Here is a 16,149-nt window from a genome sequence, read left to right on the forward strand (position 1 = left end):
CGGCATCGGAGGCGCTGGCGGCATCGGCCTCGCCGTGGTCAGGGAGCCGGTCACCGCAGACGGCGGCACGGTCACCGCCGACTCCGGACCGGACGGCGGAACGCGGCTGACGCCCCGGCCGCCCGGGGCCGTGACCGATGGGCCACGGCTCGTTTCCGACCCTGGCGCGGAGCCGGGAGTCACCTCCCGGGCAAATACCCCCGGGGGTATTTGACGCCGACCTTCAGGCCGTCTTACCCTCGCCGGAGAGATACCCCAGGGGGTAATTGAGGAGGCAACGAAGTGGCTCGTGAAGTGACACAGGAAGCGTTCGCGGCGGCCTGGGCCGACGGCGCGCTCGTGGTCGACGCCCGGGAGGCGGACGAGCACGCCGCCGGACACGTGCCCGGCGCCCGCCTGATGACCCTGCGCACCGTGCCCACACGGTGCGGCGAACTGCCGCCCGGCCGACCGGTGTTCGTGATCTGCGCCAGCGGCAACCGCAGCAGGACCGCCGCGGACTGGATGAACTCCCGCGGCTTCGACGCCTACTCGGTGACCGGCGGCACCAGCGCCTGGACCCGCGCCGGCCACCCCGTCGCCACCGGTTCACACGAGCACGCCACCTGACCCCCGTCCGCCCCCGCACACCGGCCAGCCGGAAGGGAGCACCGCCTTGGCCGCCACACCCTCCCCCTCCCCCAACACCCCGATCTCCGGCCGCCACCGCGTCGCCGTCATCGGCGGCGGCAGCGCCGGCATCACCGTCGCCGCCCGCCTGCGCCGCGCCGGCGTCAGTGACATCACCCTGGTCGAACCGTCCGACACGCACTGGTACCAGCCGCTGTGGACGCTGGTCGGCGGCGGCCAGGCACCCCTGCGTGTCACCCGCCGCCCCGAGCAGTCGGTCATCCCGGACGGCGTGCGGTGGATCCGCCGCCGCGCCCTGGCCGTCGACCCCGAGAGCCGCACCGTGACCCTGTCCGGCGGAGCCGAACTCACGTACGAACACCTGGTGATGGCACCGGGTATTCAGCTGGACTGGGACGGCGTCCCCGGCCTCGGCAAGGCCGTGGGGCACGATCGGGTGAGCAGCAACTACGCGCCGGAGTACGCCCCACGCACCTGGGAGCTGATCCGCGAGATGCGCTCGGGCACGGCCGTCTTCACCCACCCGGCGACCCCGCTGAAGTGCGGAGGCGCACCGCAGAAGATCGCCTACCTGGCCGCCGACCACTGGCGCAGGCGCAAGGTCCTCGACGACATCCGCATCGTCCTCGTCCTCCCCGATCCGGCGATGTTCAAGGTGCCCGCCTGGTCGCAGGTCCTGGAGAAGGTGGCCGCCCGCTACGGCATCGAGGTGCGGCTGCGCTCCGAGATGACCGCCGTCGACGGCGACGCCCGCCAGGTCACGATCACCGACCACGCGCACGGCACGAAGGAGACCCTCGGCTACGACCTCCTGCACGCCGTGCCGCCGCAGAGCGCCCCCGACTGGGTCAAGGCGAGTCCGCTCGCCGACCCGGCCAGCCCGCAGGGCTTCGTCGCCGCCGACAAGCACACCCTCCGGCACCCCTCCTACGACAACGTCTTCGCCCTCGGCGACGTGGCGAACCTGCCCACCTCCAAGACCGGTGCCGCGGTGCGCAAGCAGGCCCCGGCAGTGGCCGGCAACCTGCTCGACGTCATGAACGGGCGTTCCCCCTCGCACCGGTACGACGGCTACACGTCCTGCCCGCTGGTGACGGGCCGGGACCGGATGCTGCTCGCCGAGTTCGACTACGACCTCAACCCCACACCCTCCTTCCCGCTGCTCGACCCCTTCAGGGAGCGGCGTTCGATGTGGGTGTTCAAGCGGTACGCCCTGCCACCGATCTACTGGCACGGCATGCTCACCGGCCGCCTCTGACCGGTCGGCCCGGGCCTCCCCCGACCCGGGCCGGCCACCACACCCCGCCCTCCGACAAGGGCGGACCAGACCCCTCTGCATACCCCCGGGTATGTGATCCCCGTCCAACGTGGAGGTCACCCGACCATGTTCTTCGCCCAGTACTACCTCGACTGCCTCTCCCAGGCGTCGTACATGATCGCCGACGAGAGCACGGGCAGGGCCGTCGTCGTCGATCCCCGCCGCGACGTCTCGGAGTACCTCACCGACGCCGCCGCCCACGGTTTCACCGTCGAGGCCGTGATCAACACCCACTTCCACGCCGACTTCCTCGCCGGCCACCTGGAGCTCGCCGACCGCACCGGCGCCTGGATCGGCTACGGACAGCACGCCGAGGCCGAGTACCCGATCCGCCAACTGGTCGACGGCGAACGCATCAGCCTCGGCGACGTCCAGCTCCAGATCCTCGAAACCCCGGGGCACACCCCGGAGTCGATCAGCGTCCTGGTGTACGAGCACTCCGGCGACACCGTCCCCTACGGCGTGCTGACCGGTGACGCGCTGTTCATCGGCGACGTCGGCCGGCCCGACCTGCTGGCCTCCATCGGCGTGACCGCCGACGAACTCGGCAGGATGCTCCACGACACCATCCAGAACAAGCTGATGGCCCTCCCGGACGCCGTGCGGGTCTTCCCCGCCCACGGCGCCGGCTCCGCCTGCGGCAAGAACCTCTCCACCCAGCGCCAGTCCACCATCGGCGAACAGCGCGCCACCAACTACGCGTGCCGGCCGATGAGCCAGGAGAGGTTCGTCGAACTGGTGACGGCCGGGCAGCCGTCCGCGCCCGCCTACTTCGTCTACGACGCCATCCTCAACCGCAAGGAACACGGCCTGTTCGACGCGACCGCCGCCCCCCTCCCGCTGACAGCCGAGGAGTTCATGCGGCGACGCGCGGCCGGAGCCGTCGTGATCGACGCCCGTCCCCCGCAGGACTTCGCGCCCGGGTACCTGCGCGGCTCGGTCAACGTCCCCGCCGACGGCCGCTTCGCCGAACAGGCGGGCATGGTCGTCGCCCCCGAACAGGAGGTCGTCGTCATCGCACCGCAGGACCGGGAGGAGGAGGTCGTCACCCGGCTGGCCCGGATCGGCTTCGACAGGGTCGGCGGGTACCTGCGCGAGCCCGAGGGAGCCTTCCCGGCCCTGGCCGACGCGATGGAGCGGGCCAGCCGCCTGACCGTCGACGAACTCCGCCGGCTCCTGGCCGGCGACGAACCGCCGCTGGTGCTGGACGTGCGCAACACCGCCGAACGCGAAGAAGGCTTCATCGAGGATTCGCTGCACATCCCGCTGGCCGAACTGGCCCGCCGGATCGACGAGATCCCGGCCGGCCGTCCCCTGGTCGTGCACTGCGCGGGCGGCCACCGCTCCTCCATCGCCGCCAGCCTCCTGCGCCACGAGGGCCACACCGACGTCTCCGACCTGCTCGGCGGCTACGGCGCCTGGCTCGCCCTGCCCGCGCCCGCCGACGTCTGATCCCCCGCACTCCGGGCGGCGACCGCGGCTGTCCCGCGCCTGCGGCGCCCTGTATCGCCCCGCGCCCTCGCAGCCGCCCCTACCCCCATCTGCTCGCAGGAGACGACACGATGGACCCGGACGACGACATCGACACGGACGACGATTCCGCGCACGCGGGGAAATGAGGCGCAGGACATGGACGCGGCGAGCTGGGACGAGCGCTACCGCGGCGGCGAACTGGTGTGGAAGGCCGGGCCCAACCGCTTCGTCGCCGAGGAACTGGCCGGTCTGGAGCCGTCCGGACGGGCGGTGGACCTCGCCGCCGGCGAAGGCCGCAACGCGGTGTGGCTCGCGGAGCGGGGCTGGGAGGTGGACGCCGTCGACTTCTCCGCCGTAGCCCTGGAGAAGGCCGGGCGGCTGGCCGCCGACCGGGGAGCACGGCTGCGCACCGTCCACGCCGATCTCACGCTCTGGGCGCCTGCGGAGGCGACGTACGACCTGGCGCTGATCGCGTACCTGCACCTGCCGTGGCCGGACATGGCCCAGATCCTGCCCCGGGCAGCCGCTGCCGTCCGCTCGGGCGGCACCCTGCTGCTCGTCGGCCATGACGCGGCCAACCCCGAGCGTGGACACGGCGGCCCGCAGGACCCGCGCGTGCTCTACACCGCCGAGCAGGTCGCCGACCTGTGGCGGCCCTACGCCGACATCCTGCGGGCCGAGACCGTCACCCGGCCGGTGACCCTCGCCGAGGGCAGCAGTCGCACGGCCCTCGACGCGCTGGTCCGCGCCGTACGGAGATGACGCCGGCCCGGCGCTGTCGGGCCCTCTGCCCCGCGGGTCCAGGCGAGGTGGCTGTGGACGGAGCCCGCTGAGTTGCCCGGCAGGGCGGCATCGCGGGCGTCGAACGCGGCGGCGGGTTCGGTGAGGGCGACGCACTCGGTGGTGCACACCGGGGTGAAGTCCGCCGGACGGCTGAAGAACACCGGCCGGCGTGGTCGGCCGGCCGGACGGGACCGTGGGTTGACCTGGGCCCCGAAGTCCGGCGCCGTGTCGCCGACGAGCGGCAGGCCGACGGGGTAGGGGCGGGACCGTTCGGCCCCCGTGTGTGCTCGCGAGACGGCACACCCCTCCGGGTGTTCCACCAGGGTGTTCGTGGCGGGCAAGCGGTTTTCGGGGGCGGTGGTCCCGCCCGAAGACATACCCGGGTGGGTACTCCAGTGGGGACCAGCGGCCCATGCCTGGCCGTCACCTCCCGTACGACAGTGAGGTCATGGGCAAACACATCGTGATTCTCGGCGGTGGGACCGCCGGCACCATGACGGCGAACCGCCTGTGCCGTACGTACGGCCGGCGCGAGTGCCGGATCACGGTCGTCGACCAGGACGACGACCACCTCTACCAGCCCGGCCTGCTGTTCGTGCCCTTCGGGCTCGCCCAGCCCGACCACCTCGTCCGCCCCCGTCCCCGGCAGCTCGACGCGGCCGCCGACTACAAGCAGGCACGGATCGAGCGGGTCGACCTGGACGCGCGGACGGTACACCTCGCCGGTGGCATCAGGTTGCCGTACGACGTCCTCGTGGTCGCCACCGGAGCGAGGCTGCTGCCGGAGGAGACCGAGGGGCTGACCGGTCCCGGCTGGGGTGAGAAGGTCTTCACCTTCTACGACCTCCCCGGAGCCGTGGGCCTGCACCAAGCGCTGGAACGCTTCGAGGGTGGTCGCCTGGTGATCGACGTCGCCGACCTGCCCCTCAAGTGCCCCGTTGCGCCACTGGAGTTCGCCTTCCTCGCCGACTGGTACCTCCAGCGGCGAGGCATCCGCGACCGGGTCGAGTTGACGTACGCCACCCCCCTTGACGCGGCCTTCACCAAGCCGGTCGCGGCCAAGGCGCTGGGCGGGCTCCTCAAGGAGAAGGGAGTCGACCTGGTCACGGAGTTCACGCTCGGAGAGGTCGACGGCGAACGCGGGCGGCTGGTGTCGTACGACGAACGGGAGGTGCCCTTCGACCTGGCGGTCGTGGTGCCCCTGCACGGCGGCGCCGAGTACGTGGAGCACTCCGAGGGCCTGGGTGACGAACTGGGCTTCGTCCCCGTCGACCCGCACACCCTGCAGCTCCCGGGACGGCCCGAGGTGTTCGCGATCGGGGACGCGGCCGGACTGCCCGCCTCCAAGGCCGGATCGGTGGCCCACTTCGAGGGTGAGGTGCTGGTGCACAACATCGCCCGTCACCTTGCCGGACAGCCGCTGGACGCCTCCTTCGACGGGCACGCCAACTGTTTCGTGGAGACCGGCTTCCACAAGGCGCTGCTCATCGACTTCAACTACGACACCGAGCCGCTGCCCGGCCACTTCCCGGGGCCCCTCGGCCTGCCGCTGCTGAAGGAGTCGCACGCGAGCCATCTCGGCAAACTCGCCTTCGAGTGGCTCTACTGGCACAGCCTGCTGCCCGGCCGCGAACTGCCCGGCATCGGCTCGGCCATGCCCGAGCACGGCAAGAACCGAGTATCCGCCTGAGCACCGCGAACCCGTCCGAGGCCACGTGACCGTCCGAGGCCACGTGTCCGTCCCAGGGGAGAGGAATCGTCATGCCCACCACCACCTACGCCGGCAGCGCCGTCCCCGTCGACGACGAGGGCTTCTTCACCGACCCGGCCTGCTGGACCGAGCCGATGGCCGAGCAGATCGCCAAGGAGTCCGGCATCGACACGCTGACCGACCGGCACTGGATCGTCATCCGCTTCATGCGCGAGCAGTACGCGGCCAAGGGCACGGGCCCCACCGTGCGCGTCCTCGGCAAGACCTCCGGCGTCAGCGTCAAGGAGCTCTACCAACTGTTTCCCAAGGGACCGGCGAAGATGGCCGCGAAGATCGCCGGTATCCCCAAGCCCCGCGGCTGTATCTGAGAAGGAGCGCAAGCCGCCATGTCCGACACAGCAGTGATCGAGAAGGTCTCGATCATCGTCTCCAAGGGATCCCTGGAGGGGATCTACCCGGCCCTGATCATGGCCAACGGCGCCCGCGCCGAGGGTATCGAGGCCGACCTGTTCTTCACCTTCTTCGGCCTCGACGCGATCACGAAGAAGCACTGGGAACACATCAAGCTGGCCACCGTCGGCAACCCCGGACTGCACCTGCCGACCCTGCTGGGCGGCATGCCAGGGGTTCCGGACCTGGTCACCCGGTACATGGAACGCAAGATGGACAAGCTCGACATCCCGCCGATCCCGGAGTTCATCGAGATGATCGCCGACACCGGGGCGGGCATCTACGCCTGCAAGGCGTCCGTCGACCTGTTCGAACTCGACAAGGACGACCTGGTCGAGCAGGTCCAGGGCATCATCACGGTCGGCGAGTTCTACGAACACGCGGCCGGCGGCCAGATCATCTACACCTGAGATGGCCGGCACGGGCGCCGGGCGTGGGCTGCCGGGCGGGATGCGGCGCGTGCCGGCGGCGGTCGTTCAGCCCTGACGACGACTCGATCGGCCCGGGTGGCCCGCGCGCGCTGCTGTCCGTCCCGTGTGCCGCAGCTCTGCTCGGGCGGTCACGGGGCATCGCGGCACCCCGTTCCAGTCGACCCCGCCGTCGGGGGTCGAGCGTCGTACGAGCCTCAGGAGTCCCCGACGGCCGGGCATCGCGAGCCGCTCCTATGACGCCTGGTCATCATTACGGGACGGCCCCGGGGCAGCTACAAGAACCCGGAGACGGCGCACGAGGCGGCTGCTTCCACTCTCCTGAGTACTCAACGAACGGCCGCCCTCCCGAACTGGAAGGGCGACCGGACGGAGCAGCAGGCAGGCAGACTGAACCCGACCACCCTCAAGGAGTGATCCAGGGTTGAGATCTGGCAGCGCCAGAAGCTCAATGCGTTTCACAGCCGAGGCGTCCCCAAGATGCGCGAGTGACCCAACGCCGTATTCTTGCCGTTCCCTCTGACAGGCGCGCCTCTTCTCGCCATCTACGCAGACAGTTTGAGGAACCCGTCGTCCACGTAAGTCAGCCCCCCGTCATTGCGCCGTGCATCGACCGGCTGTCCGTCCAGAAGCAAGTCTTGGGCGCGGCACTCCCTCGGGCGCAGGAGCCACAGGCAGTGCTGCCCTTCCGACGGTCAGCGGGGGCTGCCTGGAGGGTGACCAGCTCACCCCGCAGGATCCTCCCCCTTCTCGCTCCGGACGCCGGCTCGCACATCGTGACCCACCGAGGACTGTCCACCAGCCCACAACCGGCGCGGTACGCCCCCACGCCGCCCCGGCTCAGGTACGGGTGAGGTCGGCCAGGAGTGCGGGCAGCAGGCGCTCCTCCATGACGGCGTGGCCCGACTTCTCCATGTCCTGGGCCAGTCGGGGATCCCAGGGGCTGGCTGCGGCGGGTCCGGCCAGGGGGGTGGACTCGCCCTGGCCGAGGGCGTCACGGTAGTCGGCGGCGGTCATGCGCCAGGGGCGGGCCCCGTGGCGTTCCACGGCGGCGGCGGTGATGCGCAGGCCCGCCCAGTCGAAGTCGGCGCGCCAGTGCAGCCGGGCGCCGGCCCGTGCGGCGTCGCCGAGCAGCTTGTGGCAGGCGGCGGACGGTACGCCCTCGGTGCACACGAGGGCTGCGCTCTCGGCTTCGAGTTCGGCGGCGGCCGTGCGCAGGACGGCCGGGTTCTCGCACACGAAGATGTCACGGTCGGCGAGGACGACAGGGTCAGACGCGAGCTGGTGGAGGGTGAGCCGGAACGGGATGCCGAAGTCGGCGGCGTCGCGCAGCCAGTCGCAGACCACTGTGTCGCCCTCGGGCCGGATGCCCAGGACGAGGACCTGGCTGGCGAGGTCGTCGGCGATGGCGCCCGCGCTCTCCCACAGGGCTCGGCGTCCGGACCGGTCGCGCGGGACGTCGCCGCCCGCGTACCGGCCGCCCGCGCGCAGAACGAGAGCGCGCAGGACGAGTTGTTCGAGCGGGGCGCCGGGGACGAGGGCCTTGGTGTCCCCCGTGGCCCATTCGGCGAGGACCGGCAGTGGTACGACGCGGGACGGGTCCCGAGGAAGTCCCTCCAGGACGCGCACCGCCGCGTCGACCAGGGACGCGTCCCCCCGGCGCAGGAGCCGGGTGAGCGTGCCGTCGGCGGCGAGGCGGTCCAGCCAGGCCGCGAACCAGTCCTCGCCGGCGAGACGGCTGGAGCGGGCGGACGTCAGGGCCTGTTCTCGGCGGGTGTCCTCGTCGGCGCGTTCGGCGGGCCGGTCGCGCAGGGGGCCGTTCAGCCGGCCGAGGGTCTGGAGCAGACCGGTGCCGTACCGGTCGTACAGATAGGCATCCAGGGCGGCGAGGGGTACGGCGAGGCGTTTGACCGTCTCGGGCCGGTAACGGCCGGTGACACCGATGACGGTGCGGCGCTCGGCCTCACTGGGGGCGGTGAGGCCGATCTCGCCGTCAAGCGCGCCCGAGGTGCGCTCGAGCCTGCGGCGGGCGGCGGTGAGCAGCCGGGTCCAGCCCTCGCTGCGGAGTTCCTCGTACGGCGGTTCCCCGTGTCGCGTTGTGTCCTGCCCGGGCAGCTCAGCCGACATCGGCGACCTCCTTCGGCCCCGGTACGCGGCGGGTGCCCGGCGAGCCGAGCGCGGTGGTGAGGTCTCCGGTGTCGTCGGCGAGCAGCTTCGCGCCGTCCCAGACGAGCAGCAGCGCGGAGACGGTGTGGTCGATCGCCGAGTGCGCGAGATCGTAGTGGGCGGCGGCGGGAACGGAGGCGTGCGCGGCCCACAGGTCGTAGCCGGTCATGAACAGGTCGAGGTCGAACTGCGCGGCCAGCGACATCAGTTCACCCCGCCCGGTGTCGTCGACGCCCGCGAACGCCTCGTCGAGGGCGAGCAGCCGCGGAGCGTGCGGATGCGCGGAGTTGAGCATGGCGTGCGCGGCGGCGAACAGCGGCAGGTGCAGGGACACCGACTGCTCGCCGCCGGAGAGGCGGCTGTGCCGGGCGCGGGTGAGCCGCTCCTCGCTCCGGTCCGGGCGTACCAGCTGGAAGGCGAACTGCCGCCAGCGCCGGTAGTCGAGGACCTGGGCCAGCAGTTCGCGGTAGGGCAGGTCGCGGTGGCGGGCGCGGGCGTTCTTGATCTGCGCCGCGAAGTGGGCGCGGATACGGGCGCGTTCCTCGGGACCGAGCCGGGCGGCGTCCGCGTCGAGGAGGGTGCAGACGGAGCGCTGCTCGTCGTCGAGGTCGTCGGCGAGCAGCCAGCTCACGCCGACCGTCGTCCCCGAGGACATCCGGCGCCGGCGCATGTCGGTGTTCATGCGCCGGATGAGATCGCGGGCGTCGACCGTGCGGTCGTGGATCTGCTGGGCGAGCCGGGTGAGCAGGGCGTCCTCGAGGATGCGCTGCTCGGAGTCGCTGAGCAGTTCGGCCTGGTCGCGGCGGTGCCCGGCGATCTTCCCGGCGAAGGAGACGAGGGGCAGCGGGCCTTCCTCGTCGGCGACGCGGACGACGATGACGCCGTCGGAGCCGTCCCATTCGGGCCGGTAGTCCTGTCCGGCGGCGGCCAGTTGGGCCTGCAGGTCGTCCAGGGCCTTGGTGAGGCGGGTGACGGACTGCTTGACGCTGTTCTCGGTGGGGGTGAGGTCGCGGGTGGCGGCCAGGATCGCCTCGTGGACGGCGACCGCCGCGGCGGGCAGCTCCTCGCCGGCCCAGTCGGCCTCCTGGGCAGGCCAGGCGAGGCCAGGCGGACAGCGCAGGATGTCGAGGAGTTCGCGGGCCGCGCAGGGGGCGAGGCCCCGGGCGGTGTCCTTCTGCTCGGCGGCGGCGACGGCGCGGGCCTCGGCCGCCGCGGTAAGGCGGGCCTCGGCGGAGGCGGTGGCGGCGATGGCGGTGTGCAGGGCGGCGGTCGACATCTCGGCCGAGCGGACCGCGCCGTCGATGGCGTCCTCGGCCTCCTGCGCCTGGCGCATCACGTCCTGCGCCTCCGCGCCGACAGCCTCCTGGAGGGCGTCGAGCCGTGCGGCCTCCTCGGTGTGGCGGCGGCGCGCGGCGCGCTCGGCGTCCAGGGCCGCTTCCTCGTCCTCGGCGGCCGCGCCCAGTCGGTCGGCGGCGGCCTGTACGGCCTGGAGCTGGCGGTCGTGTTCGCGGCGGCGCGCGGCGAGTTCGCGTACCGCCGTCTCGAAGGCGCGGGTGGCGGTCTCGACGGCGTCGACGCGGCCGGTTTCGATGCGGTGCTCGGCGGCGGCGCGGCGCAGGGCGCGCTCGGCGACCGAGGCGGCGGCCACGGCCTCGTCGTACGCGGCCTGGGCGGTGTCGGCGGCTTCGCGGGTGGCGCGCAACCGGGCGGCGGCCCTGTCGAGTTCGCGCAGCGCGGCGGTGATACCGGCAGTGCGGGGCAGGGCGGCACGGGCGGCGTCGTACGCCTCCAGAACGGCGTCCGTACGGGCCTGTTCGCGCGCCGACTCCTCCAGCTGGGCGGCGAGTTCGGCGAGGAGGGCCTCGCAGGCGGCGACGCGGGCGGCGCGGCGGCACTCGCGGGCGGTGGCGCCGACGTATTCGGCGTGCTCCTTGGTGTGCGCGCCGACGAGGACGCCGACGGTGTACCGGCCGTCCGGGGCGATCTGCGCGGCGGAGGAGCCGGGGTCGGAGGTGACGGCGACGGAGCGCAGTACGGCGATGACGCGCGCGGCGGGGATCGGCGTGCCGTCCTCGGGGCGCAGCAGGTCGGCGAGGCTGGGGCCGTCGACGGGGGTGCGGGCGTGCAGGTAGCCGTCGCTGTGCCCGGCCGCCACGGGGGTGTCCTCGGCGGTGACGAGGGCGTCGAGGAGCCCGGACGCCTCCAGGGCGGCTTCCAGACCGGACCGCTCGCCCTCCGTCAGGTGGTCGGCGAAGTCGACGAGTTGCCACAGCGGCACGCCGGTTTCCCCGGTGCGGTCGGCGGTGCGGCCGCGGGCGGCGGGTGGGGCGTCGTCGTGTTCGGCGGCGATGCGGTCGCGTTCGGCCTCGGTCTCGGCGCGGCGGCGTTCGAGGCCGGTGCGCTGGGCTCGCAGGGCTGCGAGGGTGTCGCGCAGCTCCCGCACGGCGGGGGCGACGACCTCGTTGAAGGTGTCGGCGAGAGTGGCCGCTTCTGCTTCGCCGGTGAGATCGAGGGCTTCGGCAAAACGGTCGGCGGCGCCCTCGGGGAGCAGCGGACCGTGGGCCTGCGTCCACTGGGCCAGCGCCGCCAGCGCCTGCGCGCGGGCAGTCTCGACCGCCGACTCGGCGTCGGACTCGGCGCTTTCGGCGCCCGTGACGGCCTCCTGGGCGCGGTCGAGGGCACTCCGGGTCAGAGCGCGGGTCTGCTCGGCGCCGCGGCAGCTCTGCTGAGCGGCGCGCACGGCGCGTACGCCTTCGTGCCGGGCGGCGGCGAGCGCGGCGGACCGCTCGGCAAGCCGGGCGGGCTCGGCGTCGGCCGGGGTCCAGCCGATGCCCGCGGTGTGGGCGTGGTCGGCGACCGCGGCGGCGTCGCGGGACACGGCGGCCTCGAGTTCGGCGGTGAGCCGGCCCGCGTGTTCGGCTTCGGCGCGGGCGCGGCCGGTGGCGGCGGTGCGGCGTTCGCGTTCGGCGGCGGCCTGCTGAGCGGTGTGCTCACAGGTGCGCACCAGGCGTTCCAGGTCGGCCAATTGCTCGATGGCCTGGTAGGCGGCGGAAGAGCGCAGCTGGTCGAGGCGGGCGCGCAGGGCGGTGAGCGCGGCGCCGGCGCTCTCGGCGCGGGTCTCGGCGGCGGTCTGCTGTTCCCGGGCCGAGTCGAGATCGGCTGCGGCGGTACGCAGGGCGGTGGTACGGCCGGTGGTCTCGGTGCGGCGGGCGGTGAGCCGGTCGGCGGCCACCCGGGCGTGGACCCGCAGATAGGTGGAGTAACTGGCGAGGAAGGCCCGGGTGGCGTCGTCGGCGGCGGCCAGCCCCTCCATGGTGCGCTGCACGGACTCCATGTCGTCGAAGGAGCGGGCGGCTTCGGCGATGAGGTCATCGTCGAGGGGGCGCAGGCCCTCGGTGAGGGTGTCGGAGAGCTTGGCCGGGTCGAGGTTCTTGGCGAGCTGCGGGCGGCGCAGGGTGAGGATGAGGGTGAGCAGCTGCTCGTAGCGCTCCCGGCCGAGGCCGAACAGCCGCTGGTCGACGGCGGCGCGGTAGTCGGTCGGGGAGGCGATGAGCTCGTGGCCGAGCTCGGCGGCGAGCTGCTTCTTCGTGAGCGGCCGGTCGTCGTCGGTGAAGAGGGAGAAGTCCTCGCCGACGCGGCCGTCGGTGACGAAGTGCCAGCGGGCGGGGGTGTCCCGGTGGCGCTGGGCGTGCAGGCCGATGCCGCAGGTGACGGCCTCGCCGGTGGCGGGCTGCACGAACTCGATCCAGACGTAGCCGAGTGCGTTGTCCTGCCCGCGGAAGAGCAGGTTGGACTTCATGGTGCGGTCCTCGGCGGCGAAAGGGTTGAGCCGCTTGGGGTCGATACGGCCGTCGAGGACGAACGGGAAGAGGACTTCGAGGGCCTTGGTCTTGCCGGAGCCGTTGGGCCCGCGCAGCACCAGCCAGCCGCCGGCGAAGGAGAACTCCTCGTCCCGGTAGTCCCAGAGGTTGACGATCCCGGCGCGGGTGGGGACGAATCGGATGACCGGGGCGGGATCGGGGGCGTTGGCAGGTGTGGGAGCGGGGATGCTCACGCGGTCGGGTCCTTGAGGGTGTCGTCGGCGAACAGGACTGGCTGCGGTGCGGGTGCGCGGCTGACGGTCTCGCTTCCCTCGCGGGACTTCACCCGGGCGGTGACCCCGCGGTAGCGGGCGAGGAGCGGAAGCGCGAGGACTCCGCCGTCGACACGGGCGATCAGCGACATGGCGGCCAGCAGGTCGAGGACTTGACCGAGCAGCCGGTCCGGGTCCTCGCGCAGGTCGACGGCGAAGCCCTTGCCGTACTCGCCGACGATCTCCTTGAGCCTGCCGCGCAGCCAGGAGTCGGTGACGAAGGGGTAGCGGGTCTCCTCCGGCTCGTCCCGCTTCCGCTCCGCCTCGCGCGTCTCGTACGCCGGTTCCTCTTCGGGTGCGGAAAGTCCGGCGAGCCGGCCGCGCTCCGGGAGGGCGGCGTCGATACGGCGGACACGGCCGGCGAGGCGTTCGGCCGCCGTCGGGGCGGGCAGCAGGTCGGGGGCGTGCCGCCCGGTGCGCTGGGCGGCCGCGCTGATGCGTGCACCGAGCAGCAGCGCGGCCTGGGCGACGGTGCCACCGCCGGGGAAGCGGATGTCGGACAGCCTGCCGGAGGTGTCGACGAGTGCGACTCCCTCGGCGCGGCGCTCCACGCCGAGGCCGGTGAGGCGCTGAAGGTCCTCGGCGAGTGCGGGGGCCCGCAGCTGGCCGAGCAGCTCGGGGTCGGCGTCGGCGTAGTAGGCGACCGGGTTCTCGAGCACGAGGCGGCGGGCCCGGCGGGCCTGGTCGCGGCGCTGTGCGTGGCGGCCCGTGGCCAGGCCGAGCCCGCCGCCGGAGTCGAGGAGCCCGGTGACCGAGGTCAGGTGCTGCAGGACGCGGGAGGGCTGGTAGACGGCGGTGAGGATCTCGCGGTCGATGTCGTACAGGGCCTCCGCGCGCTCGGGGTCGCCGGCCCAGGCGGTGGCGGAGCCGTCGGCGAGGGCGAGGGCGCCACGTTCGGCGAGCCAGGTGACGGCGTCGACGAAGGCGTCCCGGTCGGCCTTGCGGGCGGTGTCCAGGCCGAGGCCGTCGATGCGTACGGCGTCGGCGGCGACCGCGTCGGCGAGTTCGCCGAGGGCGACCTGTGCGCCGTGGCGGCCGAGGGCGGCGAGAGTGAGGACGAGGTAGGCGTAGCGGCGCCGGTCGAAGGGACGGCCGGCACGGGTGACGGCGGGCCGCGTCGCGTCCAGGTGGTCCTGGGCACGCTGCAGCCGCGCGGTGTCGGCGGTGGTGACGAGCCGGTAGCCAAGGACCTCCATGAGGTCGGTGCGCAGCTGCTCGGCCCAGCGGCGTACGGTGGCGAGGGCCGCCCTGTCCGGGTAGGCGGGGGTGATCAGCGTATGCCGCAGGACCAGCCGAACCGCCTTCTGGTAGTCGGCGAGTTCGAGGGGCGAGACGGTCTCGGCGACGCGCCCCGCCCGCCCCCGGCCTCCGGCGGGAGGCGCCCCTGGCCCTCCTGTGCCGGGGGCGTCGGGCGACGGGCGGGAGTCCCGTGCTCCGGTGCTCATACGGTGACCTCCAGTCGCAGCCCGTCCAGGTGCAGGTCGCCGCGGACAGTGCGCACGGTGGTGGAACCCTCGGCGGGGGTGAGAGTGAGGCGTACGCCGTGGGCGGCCCCGGCGGCGGCGGTGACGGTGCGGCTCGCCGGGACGCGGGCGGCGAGCGCCACGTCCATCAGCCCCAGCAAAGCCCGCGTCTCGGCCTCGTCGAGCACCCTGCCGTACACGCCGTCCGACGCCAGGGACACGGCGGCGCGGCGGCGCTCGGCCTGCTCCTTCAGCTGCTCGGCGCGCAGCCGGGCCCGCTGCTCCTCGTTGCGTTCGACGCGGCCGGGGCCCCTGAGCGCCGGGCTGCGGCCGGACTGGACGAGAGTGCGCGCCAGCTCGACCGGTTCGGCCTCCCACCACGACGTACGCCCCGGGATCAGCTCGGGGTCGGCGTACGGGACGGCGATATGGCGGGGCGCGCCGAGCCCGAAGACCGCCTGGAAGAGGGCGTGCGCGTCGTCGTCGCTCTCGCAGGAGGTGAACCACTGGGCGAGGTGGCGCAGTTGACTCTCCCGACTCACCCCGCCGCGGCGGGCCTCGGTGACGCGGCGCAGCAGGGCGAGGACGGAGCGGATGGCGGTGACCGTAGCGTCCTGCAGCCGCTCGGCCTCGCTGTGCTCGCGCTCCGCGAACCAGTGGACGATGCCCTGCCACCGCTGCCGCCAGTCGTCGAGGCGTTCGGCGGGGCTGCGGAAGAGGCGCTCGTCGGCCTCTGCAGCATGCTCGACCATCCGGTCGACGCCGGTGGCCGCGGCGTTCTCGGCGGCTTCGGCGAGCAGCGGGGCGTAGCGGCCCAGCTCGGCGGTGAACTCCCGCATGTGCGCGAGCAGGGCGTCCTTGTGGGCGAGGAACACCTCAGGCCGGGTGTCGTTGGTCCGCGCCAGGTCGCCGAGCATCAGGTAGAACCGGGCGGCGCGCTGCGCCATCTCACCCAGCACGGAGTCCAGTCGGCCGAGCTTGCGGTACACCTCCTCGGCGTCGCCCGCGGCGTTGGCCTCGGCCAGCGCGTGCAGGTCGGCGAGGATGTCGGGGAAGACCAGACGCGACAGCTGGGCGTCCTCCAGCCGCGCCCCCAGGACGTCCTCCACAGCCCGGTACGCCCGGTATCCGGCCTGGGTGAACTGGTAGACGTAGTGCCGGTTGCGGTACTCGGCCAGGTTCGCGGCGCGCGTCCCGTCGTAGCTGCGGTCCAGGACCCGCCACTCGGCGAGCGCGTCGAGCAGCGGCTGTACGTCGCCGACGGCGGCCGCACCGGGATGGTCCGCGGCGAACCGCTCCAGCAGCCTCGCGGCGTCCGAGGCGTGCAGCAGCACCTGATAGTTGGCCCGTCCCCGGTCGAAGGCACGCAGCAGCCACAGATAGTCGTGGCGCTTGTCGGCGGCGGCGAAGTGGAACAGCCGCAGCCGGTCGTCCAGGGTGAAGGCGTCGATGCCGAAGGCGCCCTCGTCGGCAGCTTCCAGGGCCATGGACTCGTCGGTCACGGATGCGATGGCTCTCTCGTCCGGTCGGCTCGGCTCGGATGCGAACAGCGCCCAGTGTGCCAGTCCGCCGTACGGGTTATCGCCACGCCCGGC

At 73.1% G+C, this 16,149-nt stretch carries 12 protein-coding genes; 7 read left to right on the forward strand and 5 right to left on the reverse strand.

The genetic code is table 11. The features are described 5' to 3' along the window. Positions 1-282 precede the first annotated feature (282 nt). From I3F54_RS01155 to I3F54_RS01170, 4 genes are all read left to right on the forward strand, one after another. Positions 283-609, forward strand: a complete 327-nt coding sequence (locus I3F54_RS01155) for a rhodanese-like domain-containing protein (RefSeq protein ID WP_240116606.1) — start codon at positions 283-285, stop codon at positions 607-609. 46 nt (positions 610-655) lie between these two features. Beyond that, the gene (locus I3F54_RS01160) at positions 656-1,888 is read left to right on the forward strand and encodes an FAD/NAD(P)-binding oxidoreductase (RefSeq protein ID WP_240116607.1); all 1,233 of its coding nucleotides are present in this window, start codon (positions 656-658) and stop codon (positions 1,886-1,888) included. A gap of 126 nt (positions 1,889-2,014) precedes the next feature. Beyond that, a complete protein-coding gene (locus I3F54_RS01165; RefSeq protein ID WP_240116609.1) occupies positions 2,015-3,400 on the forward strand; it encodes a rhodanese-like domain-containing protein in 1,386 nt (461 codons plus the stop codon). 177 nt (positions 3,401-3,577) lie between these two features. Then, complete coding sequence (locus I3F54_RS01170) at positions 3,578-4,183, forward strand: class I SAM-dependent methyltransferase (RefSeq protein WP_240116611.1); 606 nt, start codon at positions 3,578-3,580, stop codon at positions 4,181-4,183. On the opposite strand, the gene I3F54_RS32285 is transcribed toward I3F54_RS01170, so the two are convergent. Then, entirely contained in the window at positions 4,078-4,581 is a 504-nt protein-coding gene (locus I3F54_RS32285; RefSeq protein WP_308372977.1) for a redoxin domain-containing protein, read from the reverse strand. The genes I3F54_RS01170 and I3F54_RS32285 overlap by 106 nt on opposite strands. Before the next feature lie 71 nt (positions 4,582-4,652). Here I3F54_RS32285 and I3F54_RS01175 point away from each other — a divergent pair, with 71 nt between their 5' ends. From I3F54_RS01175 to I3F54_RS01185, 3 genes are all read left to right on the forward strand, one after another. After that, positions 4,653-5,894: an NAD(P)/FAD-dependent oxidoreductase gene (locus I3F54_RS01175; RefSeq protein ID WP_240116613.1), complete on the forward strand. Its 1,242-nt coding sequence runs from the start codon at positions 4,653-4,655 to the stop codon at positions 5,892-5,894. A gap of 71 nt (positions 5,895-5,965) precedes the next feature. After that, entirely contained in the window at positions 5,966-6,283 is a 318-nt protein-coding gene (locus I3F54_RS01180) for a TusE/DsrC/DsvC family sulfur relay protein (RefSeq protein ID WP_240116615.1), read from the forward strand. Between the two features lie 18 nt (positions 6,284-6,301). Further along, positions 6,302-6,775, forward strand: a complete 474-nt coding sequence (locus I3F54_RS01185) for a DsrE/DsrF/DrsH-like family protein (RefSeq protein ID WP_240116616.1) — start codon at positions 6,302-6,304, stop codon at positions 6,773-6,775. Positions 6,776-7,633: 858 nt separating this feature from the next. Here the strand turns inward: I3F54_RS01185 and I3F54_RS01190 are convergent. From I3F54_RS01190 to I3F54_RS01205, 4 genes are read right to left on the reverse strand one after another with little or no spacing between them, the layout of a single operon-like run. Further along, positions 7,634-8,920 carry a TIGR02679 family protein gene (locus tag I3F54_RS01190; protein ID WP_240116618.1) on the reverse strand — a complete coding sequence of 429 codons (1,287 nt, stop codon included), beginning with the start codon at positions 8,918-8,920 and terminating at the stop codon, positions 7,634-7,636. Further along, positions 8,910-13,013 carry a TIGR02680 family protein gene (locus I3F54_RS01195; RefSeq protein WP_240116619.1) on the reverse strand — a complete coding sequence of 1,368 codons (4,104 nt, stop codon included), beginning with the start codon at positions 13,011-13,013 and terminating at the stop codon, positions 8,910-8,912. Before I3F54_RS01195 ends, I3F54_RS01190 begins: the two co-directional genes overlap by 11 nt. Beyond that, on the reverse strand, positions 13,010-14,536 hold the full coding sequence (locus tag I3F54_RS01200; RefSeq protein WP_240116621.1) for a TIGR02678 family protein: 1,527 nt from the start codon (positions 14,534-14,536) through the stop codon (positions 13,010-13,012). The genes I3F54_RS01195 and I3F54_RS01200 overlap by 4 nt, the downstream gene beginning before the upstream one ends. Further along, a complete protein-coding gene (locus I3F54_RS01205) occupies positions 14,533-16,056 on the reverse strand; it encodes a TIGR02677 family protein (RefSeq protein ID WP_240116622.1) in 1,524 nt (507 codons plus the stop codon). Before I3F54_RS01205 ends, I3F54_RS01200 begins: the two co-directional genes overlap by 4 nt. Positions 16,057-16,149: the final 93 nt, after the last annotated feature.

Origin of the sequence: Streptomyces sp. MUM 2J (genome assembly GCF_022414535.1) — a bacterium.
Lineage (GTDB): Bacteria > Actinomycetota > Actinomycetes > Streptomycetales > Streptomycetaceae > Streptomyces.